The sequence below is a fragment of the Serratia sp. PL7 genome, from assembly GCF_945957435.1.
The window spans coordinates 160,722-182,505 of sequence record NZ_CAMFLB010000010.1 but is presented as its reverse complement, the minus strand read 5'-3'; the positions used below and the strand labels follow the sequence as shown (position 1 = coordinate 182,505).

Sequence of the window (21,784 nt, the reverse complement as noted above, 5' to 3'; positions counted from 1 at the left end):
CTTCTCCTACCGTCGTATTCCCTATCCATAGCTACTCTTCATAGGTTGGCCTGCGCTTTGCAACACCGGCGGGACAAATAAAAACACAGGGATCAACACAGGAGTCGTTATGTTTTTGCAAAAATGGAGTCAACCGCTGACCTTGGCAGCCTTGCTGGTCAGCAGCCAGCTATATGCCGCCTCAAACCCGGCGGTGGAAGCGCAAAATGGCATGGTGGTCACCTCGCAGCATCTGGCCTCACAGGTCGGCGTAGATATTCTCAAGATGGGGGGCAACGCGGTGGATGCTGCGGTCGCGGTTGGCTATGCCCAGGCGGTAGTTAACCCTTGCTGCGGCAATATCGGCGGCGGCGGTTTCATGACTCTGCATCTGGCCGATGGCACCGATACCTTTATCAACTTCCGTGAAACCGCTCCGGCGGCGGCCAGTGCCGACATGTATCTTGATGCGCAAGGCAAGGTGAAAAAAGACGCCAGCCTGTACGGTTATCTGGCCGCTGGCGTACCGGGAACGGTGCTGGGGATGGAGACCGCACGTAAAAAGTACGGCAAGCTGAGCCGCGAACAGGTGATGGAACCGGCCATCAGGCTGGCCCGTGAGGGCTTTATCCTGACGCGGGCCGATACCGATATTCTCGACACCACCGTCGCACGCTTCAAGCAAGACCCGGAGTCAGCCAAAATCTTCCTGCGTAAAGACGGTTCTGCGCTGCAACCGGGCGATCGCCTGGTGCAAACTGACCTGGCTAACACGCTGGAAGCCATCGCCAAAGAAGGCCCCTCCGCGTTCTATCAGGGAAAAATCCCGCAGGCGGTTGAAGCTGCTGCCAAACAGGGGGGAGGCATTCTCACCGCCGCCGACTTCGCCAACTACAAAGTGACCGAGGCTACTCCGATAACCTGTAGCTATCGCGGTTATAAATTCGTCTCTGCGCCACCGCCTAGCTCCGGCGGCGTCACACTGTGCGAGATCCTCAATATCGTTGAGGGTTACGATCTGAAAAGCATGGGCTTTAACTCAGCGGCGGCGATCCACACCATGACCGAGGCGATGCGCCATGCTTATATGGACCGCAATACCTATCTCGGCGACCCCGAGTTTATCAAGAATCCGATCGATCGGCTGGTGAGCAAAAGCTACGCCGATGAGATCCGTAAGAAAATCGTCGCCAATCAGGCTACGCCTTCCGTCAATGTACAACCGGGGATGGAGCCGCACGAAAAGCCGGAAACCACCCACTATTCGATTGTCGATCATGAAGGGAATGCTGTATCAACCACCTATACCGTCAACGGCCGTTTTGGTGCCGTGGTGATCGCACCGGGCACCGGCTTCTTCCTCAACGATGAGATGGATGATTTTACCGTCAAGGTCGGTGAGAAGAATCTCTATGGCCTGGTGCAGGGAACGGCCAACGCCATCGCCCCCGGTAAGCGCCCACTATCCTCCATGAGCCCTACGCTGGTGACCAAAGACAACAAAATCTTTATGGTGCTCGGCTCGCCGGGCGGTTCACGTATCATTACCATCACGCTACAAACTGCGCTGAACGTGATCGATCATGGCATGGCCCCGCAGGAAGCAGTGGATGCCCCGAGGATCCATCATCAATGGTTGCCGGATGAGGTCTATTACGAGCAACGCGGTGTCTCTGCTGATACGCTGAAAATCCTCAAGGAGATGGGCTACAAGATGGTTGAGCAAACCCCTTGGGGCGCCGCAGAGCTGATTTTGGTGGGATTACCAGGCGCGGCGGGTGTCAGCCCGGCCAACTCGGGTAATGATTCTGCCGTTTCTGGACGCGTCCGTGAAGGCTACCTGTACGGAGCCAATGACGTACGCCGTCCGGCTGGATCTGCAGTGGGATACTGACGAATCAGGTTTACCCGCCGATTGGCGGGTAAACCTTTAGCAAACGTCAGCTACGTAGCCGCCACACGCTGGCCGACTCGGCTGCCAACTGCAACCGCAAGCCACCTTCCTGCGCAACCCGTTCGCCTTCCCCTTCCACTAGCTGCCATTTACCCTCTCGCAACAGCGGGCTATAAGGCAGTTCAACTTCGCCACTATCGCTGCGCTGCAACGCCACCAGTACCTGCTCCCGCTGGTAAGTACGCACAAACACCAGCGTCTCTCCTTGCGCATACAGCACCTGGCAGCCGCCACGGCGTAACGCCTTACTCTGCTTACGCAGTGCCGTCAGGCGGCTGAACAAGGCCAACAGTGGCCGATCCCATTGGCTTTCGTCCCAAGGGAACGTCTTGCGGCAGAAGGGATCGTTGCCGCCATCCAGACCAATTTCATCACCGTAATACAGGCAAGGCACGCCAATCCACGCCAGCAGCCATACCGCCGCCATCTGCATACGGCGCGGATTGTTATCCAGCAAGGTCAAGAAACGCGCCGTGTCGTGGCTATCTAACTGATTGAACTGGATCAGTTGGCGGTTATGGGACAATCCGGCCCGGTAACCGTCCATCCACTGCGCACAGTCTGCCGCATCCAGCAGCACCGGATGATAAGCCACGTCGACACCGGCCAGAAACGCCCTAACCGGCAAGGCAAAGCCCATATAGTTCATGGCGGCGTCTTCAACCCCGGCATGCAGCCAGCGGCGCGCGTCGCCAAAATGTTCGCCCAGCACATAGGCATCTGGGTTCTCTTGCTTGATTGCCTGATACATTCCGGCCAGGTGATGTAGGTTCCCCGCTGCACCGCCGTTTTCCCCCAGCATATGCACCACGTCCAACCGCCAGCCATCGATGCTGTACGGCGGGCGTAACCAATGACGTACTACGCTATTGTCCGCCCGATAAATAGTATCGACCACCTGCGGTTCGGCAAAGTTGAGCTTGGGCAGATTGGTATTGCCCTTCCAACTCAGCACGTTACCGTCCGGGTAGAAGTTGAACCAGCCACGATACGGGGAATCGGGATGGTGGCATGCGCCCCCCTCAGCCTGTTGATAGCGATCGAACCAAGGATGGGAGTCGCCGGTATGGTTAAATACGCCGTCCAGCACCAGTTTCATTCCCACCTTGTGAGTGCTTACTCGCAAACGCAGCAAGGCGTCATTACCGCCGAAGTAGGGATCGACCTGATAGTAATCTTCGGTATCGTACTTATGGACGCTGGGTGAGGTGAAAATCGGGTTCAGATACAGGGCGGTGACACCAAGCCTCTGCAAGTAGGGCAGCTTCTCGCTGATGCCGTCCAGATCGCCACCGTAAAAGGTCGAAGCAGCATGCTCATCTTCCAACGGGTGTTGCCAGTCAAGACGTATCACATCACTTCCGGCGGCATAATGGTGATAACTGCCACTCTGGATGCCATGCTCCCCGCCGCTGCTGGCAAAGCGATCGGGGAAAATCTGATAAAACACCTGATCGGCCACCCAACCTGGGCTGCTATCTGGTTCATCTACGGCAAACTGTGCCAGCTGCCCCGGAGGGGTCAGCGACCAGCCCTGCGGGCCAAACCACTGCTGACGATCGGCCCACAGCAGTTTAAAACAGTAGCGCCGTACCGGTTCCCCTTCGTGCAGCGTCAGGCTGGCCTGGTAGCGCCAGAGCCCCTCTACCGCCTTAGGCTTCATGATCAGCAACCACTCTTCATTGTCTGGCTCGACGCGTAAAAAAACCTGTTCAGGCAACTCATCACTTTGTAACCACAAAGCGATCTCCAGACGCTGCCCCTTATTCACCACAAAGGGTGGAACCGGCTGATGCCAGGCATTTAGCATGAATTTTCTCCTGTTGTAGCAAACCCAATCGACGACGAATGCAATGCCACGCACCATGCCACGTTGAGCACCTTTCTCCCTCCTCTTTCAGTCATAAACTCGGGGATGAGCCGAGGGGTGGAGATGCTGATTTACAATGTAAAAGTGGGTAAACAGACACATATCATGCCCGATAAGCTTTAGGCTAACGGGTTTTAGCTTTATTGGATGTTTTTTACGTAGTTTGGAGGGAGCGGGTATGCAACAACAAATAAGACAATGGCTGGAAAGCATTGGGCTGGAATTCACCGACATGGTGTCGCTGGCGATGGTGCTTGGGCTGATCGCACTGATTTCCGTGGTGATCCATCTGGTGCTGCACCGCGTGGTGCTGACCGCTATCCAGCGCCGTGGCCAACATTCACAACATCTCTGGCAGCAGGCCATCACCCAACATAAACTCTTCCAGCGTGCCGCCCTACTGCTGCAAGGGGTGATCATCAATGTGCAGGCGGTGCTGTGGCTGCATAATGGCAGCCAGACTCAGGCAATTATCGTCACTGCGGCGCAGGTGTGGATCCTGTTATTCTCCCTGCTGACGTTGTTCTCACTGCTCGACACGCTGTTGACTCTGATGCGCCAAAGCCCGCTTGCCAACCAACTCCCGCTGCGTGGCATCTTTCAGGGGGTGAAACTGGTCGCCGCCATCTTTATTGGCATCATGATCATCTCACTGCTGATGGGGCGCTCACCGCTACTGTTACTCAGCGGTTTAGGGGCCATGACGGCCGTCTTGATGTTGGTGTTTAAAGATCCCATTCTTGGCCTGGTCGCCGGGATCCAGCTTTCGGCCAACGATATGCTGAAAATTGGCGATTGGCTGGAGATGCCCAAATACGGTGCCGACGGCGCGGTCACCGATATCGGCCTGACCACGGTCAAGGTCAGAAACTGGGACAACACCGTCACCACCATTCCCACCTACGCACTGATCTCTGATTCGTTCAAGAACTGGCGTTCGATGTCTGAATCCGGTGGCCGCCGCATCAAGCGCAGCATCAATATCGACACCACCAGCGTGCACTTCCTGACGTCAGAGGAGCGGGAACGCCTCAACCGCAACCCCCTGTTGCAACGCTATCTGAACGATAAAACCCAGGAACTGGGTAAGTACAATCAGCAGAGCGAGGTGGACCTCAGTTCGCCGCTTAACGGCCGCCGCCTGACCAACGTCGGTACCCTGCGCGCCTATCTGGTGGCTTATTTACGTTCGCACCCGGGTATCCACCAGAATATGACGCTGATGGTGCGCCAACTGGCGCCAACGCCGGAAGGGTTACCGCTGGAGATTTACGCCTTTACCAACACGACGGTGTGGGCAGAATACGAAGGGATTCAATCGGATATCTTCGATCATCTGCTGGCGGTGATCGGCGAATTCGATTTGCGCATTCACCAGACGCCAAGCGGCAACGACATGCGCAGCATGCTGGCAAACCTGCAGCCCGCGCCCAATACCCCCTGACGTAACCTGACGAAATTATTTCTGTTGGTAATTATCTTCAACCGATTGCCAACAGATATCTCCTCTGACTTTCTTTCTGCCGCCGAATGGCTATTAATACCCACACGCCATTTTACTGTTCGGAGCAGGCATCTTGTTAACATCGTCAAAACACCGTCTGATCACCTTATTGGCCACGCTGATGTTTGCTGGCTACCTGCACAGCGCCACCCTGGACGAAAGCCAGATGAGCCGCACATTGCAACCAGCGCTCAGCGCCTTGAGCAGCAGTATGATGGATATTCGCGAAGTACTGGCACGCTGCTCTGGAGAAGGGAGGGAAGAACGGTTATGCGAAAGCAGTTTGGTGATGGAGGCCAGAGCGGCCGGTGATGGCGATACGGAAGAGGAAAACATATTAATACAGTAGTGAGGAGCGTTGTCTTCAGTCTACTCCTCTCACCCTCTCCCAATGGAACCGATAGAGCTAGTTGATTGCTTTGCGTAATATCTTGCCTTTCTTGTTCTTACCCTCTGCTTTCCGAAACCGCACGGGCTAACTACGCGCTCAGGACAGCTCCCTCTCCCTGTGGGAGAGGGTTGGGGTGAGGGACAATCTTACTGCGTCAATACGGCTCGCTTTTTCTGGCGGTTCACCTTGATGTAGTAGCCCAGTAACAGCACTGCGACCCACACCAGCCCGGCATACAGGGAAATACGCGTCGTTGGGAAGTAACCGATCAGGCCGATGATAAACACCAGGAAGATGATGGCAACCACTGAAGTGAATACCCCACCGCGCAGTGGAAACGCCAGCTTGCTGACCTGATCCTTGCTCAAGCTGCGGCGGAAAGCGATCTGAGAGAACAGGATCATGATCCACACCCACACGGTGGCAAAGGTCGCCAGTGAAGCAATCACCAGGAACACGCTTTCCGGCATGATGTAGTTGAGATACACGGCGATCAGCATGGCCGCCATCATCACCACTACAGTCACCCACGGAATACCACGTTTGGAGATTTTGCTGAACACCTGCGGGGCATGCCCCTGCTCCGCCAAGCCATGCATCATACGGCCAACGCCGAACACGTCGCTGTTAATCGCCGACAGTGAGGCGGTGATCACCACGAAGTTAAGGATACCTGCCGCAATGGTGATCCCCATATGCTGGAAGGTCAGCACAAACGGGCTACCGTTGGTCCCCACCTGGTTCCACGGATAGATAGACATGATGACGAACAGCGTCCCGACGTAGAACACCAGGATACGCCAAGGTACCGAGTTGATGGCTTTGGGGATCGACACTTTAGGATCTTTGGCTTCACCGGCGGTAATGCCAATGATTTCAATCCCACCGTAGGCAAACATCACCAGTTGCAGCGACAGGATCATGCCAATAAAGCCGTTACTGAAGAAGCCGCCGTTAACCCACAGGTTGTGTATCCCGGTCGGTTGCCCCCCGTTGCCGATGCCCCAGACGATGATGCCGATACCGGCGACGATCATGATGATAATGGTCGCCACCTTGAAGAACGAGAACCAGAACTCCAGTTCACCGAACACCTTCACGCTCATCAGGTTGATGGCACCGATAATCAGCACCACGCTCAACACCCAGATCCAATGCGGCACTTCCGGGAACCAGACGCCCATGTAGATGCCGAAGGCCGTCACGTCGGCAATGGCAACAATCAGGATTTCAAAGCAATAGGTCCAACCGGTAATGTAACCAGCCATCGGCCCGAGATAATCCTGGGCATAGCGCGAGAACGAGCTGGCCTGCGGGTTATTCACCGACATTTCGCCCAGCGCGCGCATGATGATAAAGGCAATGATACCGCCGATCAGATAAGCCAGCAGGACGCTGGGGCCTGCCATTCTGATGGCCTCTGCAGAGCCGTAAAACAGACCGGTACCAATGGCCGAGCCCAAGGCCATAAAACGAATGTGGCGCGTGCTGAGGCCACGTTTGAGCTTATTGGCTGGAGCAGCGGTGGGTGACTGTTGTTGCATGAAAATGACCCGTCTTTATTTAAACGTAAAAAAGCCACGGACAAGTCCGTGGCCTAAAATTCAGACCGTAGGTTTAAGGGTGAGCAGTCACTTGGCTGCGTGCAAAAACCCGATCATAAATCGCGACCAGTACCAGCATCAGCAGCGAAGGTGGCAACCATGCCAGCCCCTGCGCCGCCAGCGGCAGGTGATTGGTCCATTCTGGCATCAAATGCTGGAAGTTGGACGCTTTCACCGCATCAAGGATACCAAACAACAGGCTGACTAACATCACCGGCGCAACAATACGTGATGCACTGCTCCACCAACGCAGGGTGAAACTCAGCAGCACCAGCACGATGCAAGGCGGATAGATCGCAGTCAGCACCGGGATCGAAATCTGGATCAGGTGGCTCAGGCCGAGGTTGGACACCACCATCGAGAACAGGCCGAGAATGAATACCAGCGTTTTGTAAGAGAACGGCAGGTATTGCTCGAAGAACTCCGCACAGGCACAGGTCAGGCCCACCGCGGTCACCATACAGGCGATGAAGATCAGCGCCGCCAGGAAGAAGCTGCCCAGGCCGCCGAAGGTATTTTGCACGTAGGCATGCAGCACTACCGCGCCATTAGTCGCATCCGGCGTCAACACGCCACTGCCGGAGCCCAGCTTGAACAGGCTCAGATAGACCAGCGTCAGGCCCACACCGGCGATCAAACCAGCCAGGATGGTATAACGGGTCAGCAGACCAGCGTCCTTCACCCCACGAGAACGTGCGGCGTTAACGATCACGATACCGAACACCATGGCGCCCAGCGTATCCATCGTCAGATAGCCGTTAACAAAGCCGGAAGAGAACGGCACGGTTTGGTAGGCATCTACCGCCGGGATCGGCGTCCCAGCAGGCCACATCACTGCGGCAATACCCAGCACGGCCAACGCCACGATCTTCAACGGTGCCAGAATATGGCCAACGGTATCAAGTAGGCGGCCCGGATAGAGCGAGATGCCAATCACCAGCGCAAAATAGACCAGGCTATAGATGAACAACGGCATGGCACCGTCACCGGTCAACGGCGCAATACCAACTTCAAAGGAAACGGTCGCGGTGCGCGGGGTGGCAAACAGCGGGCCAACGGCCAGGTAACACACCGTTGCCAGCAGCAGACCGGCGCTACGGCCAATCGGTGAGCTTAGTGCATCAACGCCGCCGCCAACGCGAGCCAGGGCAATCACGGTCAGCACCGGTAGACCTACAGCGGTGATCAGGAAACCAATCGCCGCAGTCCAGACGTGTTCGCCAGACTGCAAACCCACCATCGGCGGGAAGATGATGTTCCCGGCTCCGACGAATAAGGCAAAGGTCATAAAACCCAAAGCCAGAATATCTTTTGACGCTAAACGATGACTCATAATCTGTTGTGCTGCCTGTTGAAATAAAAAATTGCCGATAAGCATGGTGGCAAAAGTGCCCCACTTCGGTTCGGTTGCCGGCCTGCTCTCTCATCGTGATACCCATAGGCAACAGACAGCGCGCAATAGCAGCGTCTGACCTTGATAAAGGCGAATACTCATGATGACGAGCAGATTTTTAGACGTTTTTTCCCCTGCTGAATTCCAGGTCGCAATCAACGCAGAATGCTGAGGAAAATGGAGGTTTAGTCCGGCAATGGGGGTCAAGTTAAACGTTTATAGTGCCAAAAGGCAATACGCAGGACGGAAAGCAGAGTGATCGTCCAGATAATATCTCTCATCCAGTCGAACATAGGGGTTATCAATAAATATGCACTACATGATTTGTATTATTTTTGAGCACATCACTCACGAAATGTGAAACAAATGGTTACATTGTGCGTGAAAACACCAATAACCAGACACCATACGCGTGTCATGTGCTCATTTTACTGGCGCTTACCAGACCGACGCTGCGATATTGACCACGCTACGTAGCTTATCCCACTGCTGCTGCTCACTCAGACTGTTGCCCTCTTCGGTAGAGGCAAAGCCACACTGCGTGCTCAGGCAGAGCTGTTTAATATCGACGAACTGCGTTGCTTCCTTGATGCGTTGTTGCACCACCGCCGGATCTTCCAGATCACCAGTCTTGGTGGTGATCAACCCTAGCACCACCTGCTGCTTGCCCGGCCTGATAAAACGCAGTGGCTCAAAACCGCCAGATCGTTCGTTATCATATTCCAGGAAGAAGGCATCAATATTGACCTGGCCAAACAGGATTTCCGCCACTGGCTCATAGCCACCTTCCGAGATCCAGGTGGAACGGAAGTTACCACGGCAAACGTGCAGACCAATGGTCAAGTCTTCCGGTTTACCGGCGATGGCTTTATTCAGAACCTCTGCGTAGGTACGGGCCAATTGCTCAGGATCTTCACCCCGCTCGCGGATCTGGCGCTTCTGATCGTCGGAGCACAGATAGGCCCAGACGGTATCGTCGAGCTGCAGGTAGCGGCAGCCTGCGTCGTAAAAGGCTTTGATCGCATCGCGGTAGGTTTGTGCCAGATCGTCAAAGTAGCTATCCAGATCCGGGTACACCAGCGGGTCGATCGCCTTACGGCCACCGCGGAAATGCAGCACGCTCGGGCTCGGGATGGTCATCTTCGGTACCGCATCACCGGCTACGCTTTTCAGGAAACGGAAATCCTCCAGCATCGGATGGTTGCTAAAGCCCAGTTTGCCGGTCACCTTGATGCTGCGGGCCTTGGTTTGCACTCCGTTAAACTGAATGCCCTGCTCCACGTCGTAGCCTTCTACACCATCAAGCCCCTCAAGGAAGTCGAAGTGCCACCAGGCGCGGCGAAACTCGCCATCGGTCACGACCTGTAAGCCGATCTCTTGCTGTTTGCCGACAATATGGCGGATTTGCTCGTTTTCTACTGCGCGCAGCTGGGCCGCGTCGATCTCACCATTCTGAAACTGCTGACGGGCCGTTTTCAGCGCCGCAGGGCGCAACAGGCTACCGACAACGTCGGCGTGAAAGGCATGGCTGGCTTTGGACATGTTCTGCTCCGATGATGCACTGAGGGCTAGTCGCCATCAGTTCCAATCATTGACAAGTTGAATTATTACGCTGGGTTACAAATAGACATCCAGACGTCTACACCGCTTGAGTGCATCCTTTCATGTCACCGGTTACTCGGCAATGGAGAAATTTTCATTGGTGTTGAATTAAATTCAAGTTGGCCGGACTAATCCAGCCCCAGAAGCGTGCGGGTTTTGCGCAGCGTAGCTGGCGGCAGCGGCAAATAACCGTCGTGATTAACCAGATCCTGCCCCTGCGCAGACAGCACTCGGTCGAGGAACGCCGCCGTCAGGGGTTCCAGCGGCTGGTTGGGAGCTTTGTTGATATAGATATACAGGTAGCGCGCCAACGGATAGCTGCCGTTACGCACGTTGGTTTCGCTAGGTTCAATATAACGGTCACCCGTTTCTGCCAGAGGCAACAACCGCACCCCGCTGGCACGAAAACCGATGCTGGCATAGCCAATGCCGTTTAACGATCCGGCCACCGCCTGCACCACCGAGGCCGACCCCGGCAGTTCATTCACTCGCGCCATAAAATCACCACCGCATAACGCGCGCAGTTTGAAATACCCATAGGTACCCGAGGCGGAATTGCGGCCAAAGCGTTGCAAGGCACGTTGCTGCCAGCTGCCCTGCAGCCCCAGCTCTCCCCAGCGGTTAATCGGCGTGTTTTCCCCGCAGCGGCGGGTAGCGGAAAAGATTTGATCCAGCTGTTGCAGGTTCAAGCCACGTAGCGGATTGTCCTGATGCACCAGCACCACCAGCGCATCAACCGCGACCGGCACCGCCAGCGGCGCATAGCCATAGCGGTGCTCAAACGCCGACACTTCCGCCGCCTTCATTGGCCGGCTCATTGGCCCAAGCTGCGCCGCTCCTGCCGCCAATGCGGTGGGTGCCGTCGAGGAACCGGCAGCCTGCAGTTGCAGGTTCACGTTGGGATAGTGTCGGCTGAAATCCTGCCCCCACAGCGCCATCAGGTTGGCAAGGGTATCGGAGCCCACGCTGGACAGGTTGCCGGAAAGCATGCCATCCGGAGCAGCCACGGCCCCGCGGCCAACCAACAACAGTAGGCAAAGCAGCAAAGCTTGGGTAAATCGATTCATGGCGGGTTACCTGTTAATTTTTCACCGCATTCTCTGCTAAAGCCGCGGGAACAATCAACCGGTTAGGCAAGGTAAAGATAAAACGGGTGCCAATGCCTGGCTCGCTGAGGATCTCCAGCCGTGAATCATGATGGCTGAGCGCATGCTTCACGATGGCCAACCCGAGCCCACTGCCGCCGGTCTGGCGCGAACGCGCTTTATCCACGCGATAGAAACGCTCGGTCAGGCGCGGAATATGTTCGGCACCAATGCCCGGCCCGTTATCACTGACCTGGAACTGAGCCCCCTGCGGCGTCTGCTGCCAACTCACTTCGATATTGGTGCCCACCGGAGTATGGTTGACGGCGTTGTACACCAGATTGGAAACCGCACTACGCAGTTGATCCTCGTTACCGAACACCTGCAGATTTTCGTTCACCCGGAAATTGATCTGGTGATTACCACCGCTGAGCGACTGCGCCTCACGCTGCAATACCCGCAGCATTAACGGAATATCCACCTTCTCGTTCATATCCACGTTTGGTGCAGCCTCGATCCTGGAGAGCGTAAGCAACTGCTTCACCAGGCCATCCATGCGTTTGGTCTGCTCTTGCATGGTGCCCAAGGCTTTGCCACGCAGCGAACCATCCAGCTCTTCATCGCTCATCATCTCCAGGTAGCCCTGCAACACCGTTAGCGGCGTACGCAACTCATGGCTGACGTTGGCGAAGAAGTTGCGCCTAGCCCCTTCCAGTTGGCGCATCTGGGTCACATCTCGGGCCACCATCAGCAGTTGGCCTTCGGAATAGGGCATGATACGGAATTCGACAAAGTGCTCGTTATTCAGCTGTAGCGTCAGCGGCCGGGTAAATTCTTGCTGTTGCAGATAATGGCTGAATTCCGGATAGCGCAGCAGGTTAAGGATGTGTTGGCCATTATCTTCCGGCCAGCGAAAGCCCAGCAGATGCTGGGCCAGGCCGTTGCACCAGAAGATATTGCCCTCAACGGTGGTCATCACTACCGCATCCGGTAAGGATTCGGCCCCACTGCGAAAGCGTTTGATCAACAGCGCCAGCTCACGGCGGCGGCGGCGATTACGCTGCTGCATCTGGTACAGGCCATAGAACAGCGGTTCCCAGCTCCAGCGGCCCGGCGGCGGCGTCATGCTGCGGTCTACCCACAGCCAGTGGGAAAGTTTGAGTTGGTTATAAAAGTTCCAGGCCAGCGCGGCCAGCACCGAAACCAATAGCAGCCAGGGCAGATAACCGAAAATCAGCCCCAGCAATAAGGCAGGCAGGCAAAAAAGGGCCAGCTCCAGCGCCAGCCTCTTCCACGATAAACGTTCTAGCACGGTAACCTCTCCAGCGCTGTGCGATCAGTAGCGCGTTGAGAACCGATAACCGGTGCCGCGAACGGTTTGAACCATCTTGTCATGACCACTGGTCTCCAGCGCCTTACGCAGCCGGCGGATATGCACATCAACGGTGCGGTCTTCCACATAAACGTTAGTGCCCCAGACGTGATTAAGCAACTGTTCGCGGCTATAAACACGCTCCGGATGAGTCATAAAGAAGTGCAGCAGTTTGAACTCGGTCGGCCCCATCTCCAGCGCCTGCTCATTGGCCATCACCCGGTGCGAGGAAGGATCCAGGCTTAACCCCTGCATTTCAATCACTTCTTCTACTGCCATTGGTGAAATACGGCGCATCACCGCCTTGATACGTGCCACCAGCTCCTTGGGTGAGAAAGGTTTGGTGATGTAATCATCCGCACCAACCTCCAGGCCACGTACCCGATCCTCTTCTTCACCGCGCGCGGTCAGCATCATCACCGGGATATCCCGGGTCATCGCCTCGCGCTTCATATGCTTGATAAACTGAATGCCGGAACCACCCGGTAACATCCAGTCCAGTAACACCAAATCAGGGAACGGCTCAGACAGGCGCGTAACGGCACTGTCATAATCCTCGGCTTCCAACGGTTGGTAACCATTCTGTTCCAACACAAAGCACACCATCTCACGGATCGGCGCTTCGTCTTCCACCACCAGTATGCGTCTTGCCATCGTCAATCCTGCCAATGTGTTAGCGATCTCAGTTGATTGCGGTCGCCATTATGCGTCAGTTTTGTGACACTTTTATGAAAAAAAAGCCCGGTCGATCGCAGTAAGCATAGCGATTATTTCTGACGTTAAAGAAATATCATCATGCTTGAGTTACGATAAGGCCCATTTACGCCCTTATCATCCTGTTAGCGATGGAAGACCTATGCGCCTGATCCATACCTCCGACTGGCATTTGGGCCAGTACTTTTTCACCAAAAGCCGCGCCGCCGAGCATCAGGCCTTCTTACGTTGGCTGATCGAACAGGTGGAACAGCAGCGGGTGGATGCGCTGATCGTCGCAGGCGATTTATTCGATACCGGCTCCCCACCCAGCTACGCCCGTGAACTGTACAATCGCTTTGTGGTGGAGCTGCAACGCACTGGCTGCCAACTGGTGGTGCTGGGCGGCAACCACGATTCCGTGGCCACGCTGAACGAATCACGTGAGCTGCTTTCCTGCCTGAATACCACCGTGATTGCCAACGCGCAAAGCGAGCTTGAGCAGCAAATCGTGGTGCTCAATCAGCTTGATGGCCAACCAGGTGCGGTACTTTGCGCCATTCCGTTCCTGCGCCCACGGGATCTGCTCACCAGCCGCGCCGGTGAGTCTGGCAACCAAAAGCAGCAAGCTCTGCAAGAAGCCATCGCCGAACATTACCAAAACCTGTATCAGGCGGCCTGTACGCGCCGCGATGCGTTGGGTTTGCCACTGCCGATCGTCGCCACAGGCCATTTGACCACCGTGGGCGTCACCACCTCGGATTCGGTACGGGATATCTATATCGGCACGCTAGACGCCTTTCCGGCCCAGGCGTTCCCCCCTGCCGATTACATTGCGTTGGGGCATATCCATCGCGCGCAGAACGTCGCCAAATCCGAGCATATCCGCTACAGCGGTTCGCCAATCCCACTGAGTTTTGACGAGTTAGGCAAAGCCAAAAGCGTGTTTCTGGTCGATTTTGCCGACGGTGTGCTGCAACAGATCACACCATTGGAGATCCCCATCTTCCAGCCCATGCAGCTGATCAAAGGTGATTTGCAGCAAATAGAGGCTCAATTACAGCAGTTTGCCGATTATCAGGGCGAACTCCCGGTTTGGTTGGATATCGAAGTAGCCACTCAGGATTACCTCAGCGATATTCAGCGCCGCATCCAACAGCTGGCGGAAGATTTACCGGTTGAAGTGGTGCTGCTGCGGCGCAGTAAAGAGCAACGTAGCCAGACCATTGCCCAGCAGGATAAAGAAACCTTGAATGAGTTAAGCGTCGGCGAAGTCTTCGAGCGCCGCTTGGCGTTGGAAGCCGAGATGGCCGAACCGCGCCAACAGCAGATGCGGCAGATGTTCCAGCAGGTGGTGGAAACCTTGCATCAGCATGAGGAGCCATCGGCATGAAGATCCTGAGCCTAAGGCTGAAAAACCTCAACTCGCTACAGGGCGAGTGGAAAATCGACTTCACGGCGGAACCCTTCGCCAGCAACGGCCTGTTTGCCATCACCGGCCCCACAGGAGCAGGTAAAACCACCCTGCTGGATGCCATCTGCCTGGCACTTTATCACCAGACGCCGCGCCTGGAAGTCAGCGCCAGCCAGAACGAATTGATGACCCGCCATACCGCCGAATCGCTGGCCGAAGTGGAGTTTGAGGTCAAAGGCGTCGGCTATCGCGCCTTCTGGAGCCAACGCCGGGCGAAAAACGATCCGGACGGCAACCTGCAGGCTCCCAAGGTGGAGCTGGCACTGCGGGCAGACGGCAAAATCCTGGCGGATAAAATTTCCGATAAAAAAGAGCTGATTGCCGCAATCACCGGGCTGGATTTTGGCCGCTTCACCAAGTCGATGATGCTGTCGCAGGGCCAGTTCGCCGCCTTCCTGAACGCCAAGGCCAACGAGCGTGCCGAACTGCTGGAAGAACTGACCGGCACCGAGATTTATGGGCGGCTATCGGCACAGGTCTTCGAACAGCACAAGCAGGCGAAAAGCGATCTGGACGCTTTACATCATCGAGCCAGCGGGATTGAACTGCTCAATGATGAGCAGCGCCAGGTGCTGGAAAACCAGCTCGGGGAACTCGGAGCTGAAGAGCAGCTTCTTAGCCAACAGGCGCAGCAGCAACAGCATCAGTTGAGCTGGCTACAACGCTGGCAAACCATCCAGCAACAGACTCAGGATTATCAGCAACAGTTGGCTGTTGTGCAGCAGGAGTTTCAACTGTCCGAACCGCAGTTGCAACAGTTAGCTCGCAGTGAGCCTGCCGAGAAACTGCGCCCGTTGCTCAATGAGCGTAATCGTTGTCAGCGGGATAGTTTGGCGTTGCAGCAACAGATCGAACAGTTGGCTCAGCAGCAAGAGCGGCAATTGGCCGAACTAATCCCGTTACAGCAGCAGTTGGAGCAGTCGCAAAAGGCCAGACAAGCCCAGGCGGAACATCAGCAACAGCAGCAAACGCTGATAGATGACAAGGTGTTGCCGCTCGATCATCAGATTGCTCAGTCACAAAACCAACTGGCAGAAGCGCGTAAACAGCATGCGGAGAGCCAGCGGCAGAGCGAAGAGCTGCGGCGCACGCTGGAACAACTCACCGAAAGACGCGGCCAACTGGCTACCCTGGCGGGTCAATATCAGGCCAGGCAGCTTGAACTCACGGCGGCGCTGGATAGCCAACTCCAGCAGCAAGCCACGTTAGAGGCGCAATCCCCACAGGAGAAACTGCGTCACCGCCAGGCCGAACTGAGTGGCTTGCGCCCGGTTCGTCAACAGTTGTCCAAACTGGCCTTACTGTTCCAGCAGAACCAACAGCGCCTTGAGCAGCACCGGCTCGAATTCACTACGCGCCAAAAACAGCTGACCGAAGTAGAAACCCAGCTCGATGCGGTGCGCCAGCAGTATAAACAGCAAAAAGCGCATCTGACAGACGTTGAGAAAACGCTCGAACTGGAAAAGCGCATCGTCAGTCTGGAAGCCGAACGGGCGCGTCTGCAAACCGATGCCCCCTGCCCGCTGTGCGGCTCCACACAGCATCCGGCGATCGAGCAATATCAGGCCGTCAAACCGTCGGAAACGGAACAGCGCGTCGCTCAATTGCGCGCCCAAACCGAAGAGCTGCACACTAAAGGAACAGAGCTGCGCGCACGCAGTGAAAGCCTGAAAGAGCAGCAGCAACGCCTGCAAACGCAGTTGAACCAGGAACTTGAGCAGCAGGAAAGCCATCTGCAAAGCTGGCAGACCCTCAGCGCCCCCTTGGCCTTCGACTTTACGCTGCAAGACAGCGCCCGGTTAACCGCCTGGCTGGAGGCTTGCGATAGTGAGGAACAGGCCGGTCAGCAACTGCTGTTGCAGCACGAACGGCTCGCCAAGGCCGTACAGCTTGCGAAGGATGCCCTGAATGCCCTGCAAACCGAACAGCAAAGTTCGCAACAGGAAACGGCGCGGCTGAATGAGCGCTTTGAGCTGCTGCAGAAAAATCAGCAGGAAACTCAACGCCAATTGGCACAGTGGCAACAGCAGTGCCTGACGAATGAAACTCAGCTGCTGGCACAGCGTAACGAACGCATCGCGCTGTTTGGTGAGCGAACGGTGGCTGAAGCCCGTGAGCAGTTACGCACGGCACAAATCGCCGCAGAGCACGCCTTGCAGCAGGCTACTGAGCTATTGCACAAAGCCCAGGAGCAGCGCGATCGCCTGGCTGGCCAGTGGGTCGGTTTGCAGCAACAACAGCAACAGCAAGCCGAACGGGGACAACAGGCCGAGCAACAGTGGCAGCAGGCCTTGGCTAGCAGTACCTTCGACGATGAGGCCGCATTCAACGCCGCGCTACTGGATGACGACGTACGCCAGCGCTTACAGCAGCACAAAGAGCAGTTGCAGGAGCGCCAGGTGCGGGCCACAACGCTGTTGGCGCAGGCCGTACAAGCTCTGGAACAGCACCGGCTGGATCGCCCTGCGGAACTGGATGAAACCCAGGTTAATGTTGAGCAACTCACCACCGCGCTCGGCGAACTGGCAGAGCGGCTGAAAACACTACAGCTGCGCCAAGGCGAGGTGCGCAACCAACTGAGCAGCGATGCCGAGCGCCGCCTCAATCAACAGTCCCTGTTCGAACAGATCGCCCAAAGCCAACAGCAGTATGACGACTGGAGCCTGCTCAACCAGCTTATCGGCTCCAAGGAGGGCGACAAGTTCCGCAAGTTCGCTCAGGGCCTGACCCTGGATCACCTGGTGTATCTGGCCAACAACCAGCTTGGCCGCCTGCACGGGCGCTATCTGTTGCAGCGCAAAACCAGTGATGCGCTGGAGCTACAGGTGGTTGATACCTGGCAGGCCGATGCCCTGCGCGACACCCGTACCCTTTCCGGCGGTGAAAGCTTCCTGGTGAGTCTGGCGCTAGCGCTGGCCTTGTCCGATCTGGTCAGCCACAAGACCAGCATCGATTCGCTGTTCCTGGACGAGGGCTTCGGCACGCTGGACGCCGAGACGCTGGATACCGCGCTAGATGCCTTGGACAGCCTTAACGCCACTGGCAAAACCATCGGCGTGATCAGCCACGTGGAGGCGATGAAGGAGCGTATCCCGGTGCAGATTAAGGTGAAAAAGGTCAATGGGCTGGGAGTCAGCCGACTGGACGCGCAGTTTCGCATCGAATGACCGCGACTGAGGTTTACGTCAAGAGGTAACTACGACCAGAAGTGTGATCGCGGCGACAGTACAGGCTGAAAAGCATTGAGCCAGAGCCGACAACGGTTATCATGATAATGATTACAGGATTGTCACTGTGCATACAGGCAAAACCTGACCTCCGGGATCGCTCCTGGACGTCGGGTTTTTTCGTTTTCAGCGGGCCGGGAATAGCCATGAAAATCGCTAAAATACTCAATAATAACGTAGTGATTACGCTGAATGACCATCAGGAAGAAACGGTGGTTATGGGGCGTGGCATTGGCTTTCAAAAGAAAGCCGGGGAAAGTGTGGATGACAGCCTGATTGAAAAGGTGTTCACCCTCAACAGTGGCGAAATGAGCGAACGCTACAAAGAACTGCTGGCGGAGATCCCGCTGGCATGTGTGACCACCGCAGACAAGATCATCACCCTCGCCCGCGAGCGGCTGCCGGGGAAACTGCATAACATTGTCTACATCACGCTGACCGACCATATCCATTTTGCGCTGCAACGCCACGCGCAAGGGCTGGATATCAAGAACGCGCTGCTGTGGGAGATCAAGAAACTCTATCCAAACGAGTTTGCCATCGGGCTTGAGGCGTTAACCATCATCGCCCAGCGCCTGGAAACTACGTTGCCGGAAGACGAAGCTGGGTTTATCGCCCTGCACCTGGTCAACGCGCAGCTCAATGATGAAATGCACAACACCCTGCATATCACCCGCGTGATGCAGGAGATCCTCAATATCGTCAAATATCATTTCCGTTTTGACTACAACGAGGAAACCCTCAGCTACCATCGTTTTGTCACCCACCTGAAATTCTTTGCCCAGCGCCTGCTAGGCAAGAATTACGTCAACAGCGAGGACGATTCGCTGTATCAGGTAGTGAAGGAGAAATACCGCGAGTCATTCGCCTGTGCTGGCAAGATCAACCAGCACATCGAGAAGAGTTACCAGCATCAACTGACCAGCGAAGAGATGCTGTTTCTGACCATCCATATCGAGCGGGTACGCAGCGAAAGCGAGAAAGATTACACGCCGAAGGACTGAGACTGGGGTTCACAACGGGCGCAGCATGTGCGCCCTACGAAGGTTTGTTAGACCTGTGGCCAGAGCCAGGCGGCACCGCGTACACCGCTGGAATCACCGTGTATCGCCTTACGGATTGGCGTTTCGCACTCGCCGCCAAATACCCAGGGTTTCACCAGTGACGGCACCGTTTGATACAGCCGCTCCACGTTGCTCATGCCGCCGCCCAGGACGATCACATCCGGGTCAAAGAGATTGATCACGTGAGCCAGTGACTTTGCCAGCCGCATTTCGTAACGCTGAATAGCCAACTCTGCCACCGCATCCTGTTGTGCCACCAGCGCCATAATCTCGTGACCTTTCAGCGCCTGACCACTCAGCCGCGCATAATCGGTAGCGAAACCGGTACCGGAGATAAAGGTTTCTATACAGCCTTGCTTGCCACAGTAACAGGGCACCTCGGCGCGAAAACGCAGCTCGTCTTCATCCAGCCACGGCAGCGGATTGTGGCCCCACTCGCCGGAAATACCGTTGCCCCCGGCATGTACCTGGCCATTAATCGCTACCCCAGCCCCACATCCGGTACCAATAATTACCGCAAATACGGTTGGTTTTCCGGCGGCGGCCCCATCGGTGGCTTCTGATACCGCCAGGCAGTTGGCATCGTTAGCCAGCCGCACTTCACGTTGCAACATAGCGGAAAGATCTTTATCCAGCGGTTGACCATTCAGCCAGGTGGAGTTGGCATTTTTTACCAGGCCGGTAAAGGGCGACAGCGTCCCAGGGATCCCCACGCCCACCGAGCCTTGCTGGCCGGTTTTTGCCTCCGCCAGCGTCACCAGCCCGCAGATAGCCTCAAGCGTCAGTTGATAATCGTGACGAGGCGTGGCAATACGATGGCGGAACAGCTCCGCGCCGTCGTTGGCTAACGCAATTACTTCAATTTTGGTGCCACCCAGATCGATACCAATACGCACAATTTCTCTCCCCAATTCAGCACGACAACAAACTTGCCGCCCAGTGTAGCGCATAGCCCGGCTCACGCCACGCTCACCGAATGTGACACCAATGGCAATTTCCCTATCTGGCTGTGTGAAACGCGGCAGCGGACGCAAATCAGCGGGAATGAGGCGATTTTTCAGCGTCAATTCGTTATTATGCCGCCCTGCTTTTGATGAATCTGCGTGCCAAATGCACGCCCAGCCTGGGATAACATTATGCTGTGGTTTAAGAATTTGATGGTTTACCGTTTGAGCCGCGACGTTGCGCTAACTGCGGATGAAATGGAAAAACAGCTCAGCGCCTTTGCCTTCACCCCGTGTGGCAGCCAGGACATGGCGAAAACCGGCTGGGTTTCCCCGATGGGTTCTCACAGCGACGCACTGACGCACGCGGTTAACGGCCAGATCATGATTTGCGCCCGTAAAGAAGAGAAGATCCTGCCCTCTCCGGTACTGAAACAAGAGCTACAGGCCAAGATCGAAAAACTGGAAGGCGAGCAGCACCGCAAGCTGAAAAAAACCGAGAAAGACTCCCTGAAAGATGAAGTGCTGCACAGCCTGCTGCCACGCGCCTTCAGCCGCTTCAACCAGACCTATATGTGGATCGATACCGTTAACGGCCTGATTATGGTCGATGCCGCCAGCGCCAAACGCGCCGAAGATATGCTGGCGCTGCTGCGTAAGAGCCTGGGCTCTCTGCCGGTGGTACCTTTGACCATGGAAAGCCCGATCGAGCTGACGCTGACCGAATGGGTCCGCTCCGGCGAACTGCCAGCCGGTTTTATCATTCAGGATGAGGCCGAACTGAAGGCCATTCTGGAAGAAGGCGGAGTGATCCGCTGTAAGAAGCAGAACCTGATCAGCGATGAGATTGCCGTGCATATCGAAGCTGGCAAGCTGGTGACCAAGCTGGCGGTAGATTGGCAGGAACGCATTCAACTGGTGCTGGCCGACGACGGCTCACTCAAGCGCCTGAAGTTTGCCGATACGCTGCGCGATCAGAACGATGATATCGATCGTGAAGATTTTGCCCAGCGTTTCGATGCCGACTTCATCCTGATGACCAGCGAACTGGCGGCCTTGATCAGCAACACCATCGAAGCCTTGGGTGGCGAAGCACAGCGCTAAAACAGAAGGGGCGCAACAAGTTGCGCCCTCTGAGGAGTGCCGGGGAAAATCTTCATCCCCGGCCAAACTGTACTGATTACTTACTCAGATAACGACACAGGTAGGCCGTCGCATCGGCAACCTGAACGTTGAATTCACTCTGCGCAGGCACAAAGAACTTCTCGCCTGGCGTAAACACCTGCCAATCTGGTGCGCCCGGTAACAGCACTTTCAATGCCCCGGTGATCACCGTCATCTCTTCCGGCTGTGCGGTACCGAAGGTGTACTCACCCTCTTCCATCACCCCGACGCTGGTACGACCGATGCTGCTACTATCGTAACCGATAGACTTCACTTTCCCGGCAAAATACTCGTTCACTTTCAGCATAGACTGGCACCTGCGTAATCATCTTTGAGGGATCTCCATATTGGGGGATGAAACCGGGTCTGTCACTGGTTTTTGATGCGAAATGCGATCGTTACGCACGGCAAAACATGAGCGGGATCAAACAATGGGTTCGGTGACCAAGGTTCGGCGTTCTATT

Annotated in this window: 16 protein-coding genes; 7 read left to right on the top strand and 9 right to left on the bottom strand. The window is 55.9% G+C overall.

The genetic code is table 11. From position 1 onward, the window contains the following. The first annotated feature begins 109 nt into the window (after nucleotides 1-109). The gene (ggt, locus tag N6G83_RS31375; protein WP_211136003.1) at nucleotides 110-1,873 is read left to right on the top strand and encodes a gamma-glutamyltransferase; all 1,764 of its coding nucleotides are present in this window, start codon (nucleotides 110-112) and stop codon (nucleotides 1,871-1,873) included. 46 nt (nucleotides 1,874-1,919) lie between these two features. On the opposite strand, the gene malZ is transcribed toward ggt, so the two are convergent. Then, nucleotides 1,920-3,743: a maltodextrin glucosidase gene (gene malZ, locus N6G83_RS31370; RefSeq protein ID WP_211136004.1), complete on the bottom strand. Its 1,824-nt coding sequence runs from the start codon at nucleotides 3,741-3,743 to the stop codon at nucleotides 1,920-1,922. A 238-nt stretch (nucleotides 3,744-3,981) separates the two neighbouring features. Between malZ and N6G83_RS31365 the strand changes: the two genes are divergently transcribed. Together N6G83_RS31365 and N6G83_RS31360 are read left to right on the top strand one after the other, a co-directional pair. Continuing rightward, nucleotides 3,982-5,247: a mechanosensitive ion channel family protein gene (locus tag N6G83_RS31365; protein WP_211136005.1), complete on the top strand. Its 1,266-nt coding sequence runs from the start codon at nucleotides 3,982-3,984 to the stop codon at nucleotides 5,245-5,247. A 133-nt stretch (nucleotides 5,248-5,380) separates the two neighbouring features. After that, a complete protein-coding gene (locus N6G83_RS31360) occupies nucleotides 5,381-5,656 on the top strand; it encodes a hypothetical protein (protein WP_211136006.1) in 276 nt (91 codons plus the stop codon). A 188-nt stretch (nucleotides 5,657-5,844) separates the two neighbouring features. Here N6G83_RS31360 and proY read toward each other — a convergent pair whose 3' ends face one another. The 6 genes from proY to phoB form a co-directional block, all read right to left on the bottom strand. Then, nucleotides 5,845-7,242, bottom strand: coding sequence for a proline-specific permease ProY (proY, locus tag N6G83_RS31355; protein ID WP_024528662.1), 1,398 nt, complete (start codon nucleotides 7,240-7,242; stop codon nucleotides 5,845-5,847). Between the two features lie 73 nt (nucleotides 7,243-7,315). Then, nucleotides 7,316-8,635, bottom strand: coding sequence for a branched-chain amino acid transport system II carrier protein (gene brnQ / locus N6G83_RS31350; RefSeq protein WP_161713468.1), 1,320 nt, complete (start codon nucleotides 8,633-8,635; stop codon nucleotides 7,316-7,318). A gap of 498 nt (nucleotides 8,636-9,133) precedes the next feature. Further along, a complete protein-coding gene (locus N6G83_RS31345; protein ID WP_211136007.1) occupies nucleotides 9,134-10,237 on the bottom strand; it encodes a cobalamin-independent methionine synthase II family protein in 1,104 nt (367 codons plus the stop codon). Nucleotides 10,238-10,425: 188 nt separating this feature from the next. Continuing rightward, nucleotides 10,426-11,364 carry a PstS family phosphate ABC transporter substrate-binding protein gene (locus N6G83_RS31340; protein WP_211136008.1) on the bottom strand — a complete coding sequence of 313 codons (939 nt, stop codon included), beginning with the start codon at nucleotides 11,362-11,364 and terminating at the stop codon, nucleotides 10,426-10,428. A gap of 13 nt (nucleotides 11,365-11,377) precedes the next feature. Continuing rightward, nucleotides 11,378-12,694: a phosphate regulon sensor histidine kinase PhoR gene (gene phoR, locus N6G83_RS31335; RefSeq protein WP_024528666.1), complete on the bottom strand. Its 1,317-nt coding sequence runs from the start codon at nucleotides 12,692-12,694 to the stop codon at nucleotides 11,378-11,380. 24 nt (nucleotides 12,695-12,718) lie between these two features. Continuing rightward, complete coding sequence (phoB, locus tag N6G83_RS31330) at nucleotides 12,719-13,408, bottom strand: phosphate response regulator transcription factor PhoB (protein ID WP_021180214.1); 690 nt, start codon at nucleotides 13,406-13,408, stop codon at nucleotides 12,719-12,721. 202 nt (nucleotides 13,409-13,610) lie between these two features. On the opposite strand from phoB, the gene sbcD reads away from it, so the two are divergent. The 3 genes from sbcD to licT all read left to right on the top strand — a co-directional run bounded on the left by sbcD (nucleotide 13,611) and on the right by licT (nucleotide 19,152). After that, nucleotides 13,611-14,840, top strand: coding sequence for an exonuclease subunit SbcD (gene sbcD, locus N6G83_RS31325; RefSeq protein ID WP_211136009.1), 1,230 nt, complete (start codon nucleotides 13,611-13,613; stop codon nucleotides 14,838-14,840). Further along, the gene (sbcC, locus tag N6G83_RS31320) at nucleotides 14,837-18,088 is read left to right on the top strand and encodes an exonuclease subunit SbcC (protein ID WP_260524084.1); all 3,252 of its coding nucleotides are present in this window, start codon (nucleotides 14,837-14,839) and stop codon (nucleotides 18,086-18,088) included. The genes sbcD and sbcC overlap by 4 nt, the downstream gene beginning before the upstream one ends. Nucleotides 18,089-18,294: 206 nt before the next feature. Beyond that, nucleotides 18,295-19,152, top strand: coding sequence for a BglG family transcription antiterminator LicT (gene licT / locus N6G83_RS31315; RefSeq protein WP_024528670.1), 858 nt, complete (start codon nucleotides 18,295-18,297; stop codon nucleotides 19,150-19,152). A 47-nt stretch (nucleotides 19,153-19,199) separates the two neighbouring features. Here licT and mak read toward each other — a convergent pair whose 3' ends face one another. After that, nucleotides 19,200-20,108, bottom strand: a complete 909-nt coding sequence (gene mak, locus N6G83_RS31310; protein ID WP_211136010.1) for a fructokinase — start codon at nucleotides 20,106-20,108, stop codon at nucleotides 19,200-19,202. 240 nt (nucleotides 20,109-20,348) lie between these two features. On the opposite strand from mak, the gene rdgC reads away from it, so the two are divergent. Further along, a complete protein-coding gene (rdgC, locus tag N6G83_RS31305) occupies nucleotides 20,349-21,260 on the top strand; it encodes a recombination-associated protein RdgC (RefSeq protein WP_024528672.1) in 912 nt (303 codons plus the stop codon). A gap of 76 nt (nucleotides 21,261-21,336) precedes the next feature. Here the strand turns inward: rdgC and ppnP are convergent, their stop codons facing one another. Further along, nucleotides 21,337-21,627: a pyrimidine/purine nucleoside phosphorylase gene (gene ppnP / locus N6G83_RS31300; protein ID WP_021180225.1), complete on the bottom strand. Its 291-nt coding sequence runs from the start codon at nucleotides 21,625-21,627 to the stop codon at nucleotides 21,337-21,339. Nucleotides 21,628-21,784: the final 157 nt, after the last annotated feature.

What these genes read in the sequence shown, in the direction of transcription:
- ggt (WP_211136003.1), top strand. Translation starts at nt 110, where the DNA reads ATGTTTTTGCAAAAATGGAGTCAACCGCTGACCTTGGCAGCCTTGCTG.
- malZ (WP_211136004.1), bottom strand. Translation starts at nt 3,743, where the DNA reads ATGCTAAATGCCTGGCATCAGCCGGTTCCACCCTTTGTGGTGAATAAG.
- N6G83_RS31365 (WP_211136005.1), top strand. Translation starts at nt 3,982, where the DNA reads ATGCAACAACAAATAAGACAATGGCTGGAAAGCATTGGGCTGGAATTC.
- proY (WP_024528662.1), bottom strand. Translation starts at nt 7,242, where the DNA reads ATGCAACAACAGTCACCCACCGCTGCTCCAGCCAATAAGCTCAAACGT.
- brnQ (WP_161713468.1), bottom strand. Translation starts at nt 8,635, where the DNA reads ATGAGTCATCGTTTAGCGTCAAAAGATATTCTGGCTTTGGGTTTTATG.
- N6G83_RS31345 (WP_211136007.1), bottom strand. Translation starts at nt 10,237, where the DNA reads ATGTCCAAAGCCAGCCATGCCTTTCACGCCGACGTTGTCGGTAGCCTG.
- N6G83_RS31340 (WP_211136008.1), bottom strand. Translation starts at nt 11,364, where the DNA reads ATGAATCGATTTACCCAAGCTTTGCTGCTTTGCCTACTGTTGTTGGTT.
- phoB (WP_021180214.1), bottom strand. Translation starts at nt 13,408, where the DNA reads ATGGCAAGACGCATACTGGTGGTGGAAGACGAAGCGCCGATCCGTGAG.
- sbcD (WP_211136009.1), top strand. Translation starts at nt 13,611, where the DNA reads ATGCGCCTGATCCATACCTCCGACTGGCATTTGGGCCAGTACTTTTTC.
- sbcC (WP_260524084.1), top strand. Translation starts at nt 14,837, where the DNA reads ATGAAGATCCTGAGCCTAAGGCTGAAAAACCTCAACTCGCTACAGGGC.
- licT (WP_024528670.1), top strand. Translation starts at nt 18,295, where the DNA reads ATGAAAATCGCTAAAATACTCAATAATAACGTAGTGATTACGCTGAAT.
- rdgC (WP_024528672.1), top strand. Translation starts at nt 20,349, where the DNA reads ATGCTGTGGTTTAAGAATTTGATGGTTTACCGTTTGAGCCGCGACGTT.
- ppnP (WP_021180225.1), bottom strand. Translation starts at nt 21,627, where the DNA reads ATGCTGAAAGTGAACGAGTATTTTGCCGGGAAAGTGAAGTCTATCGGT.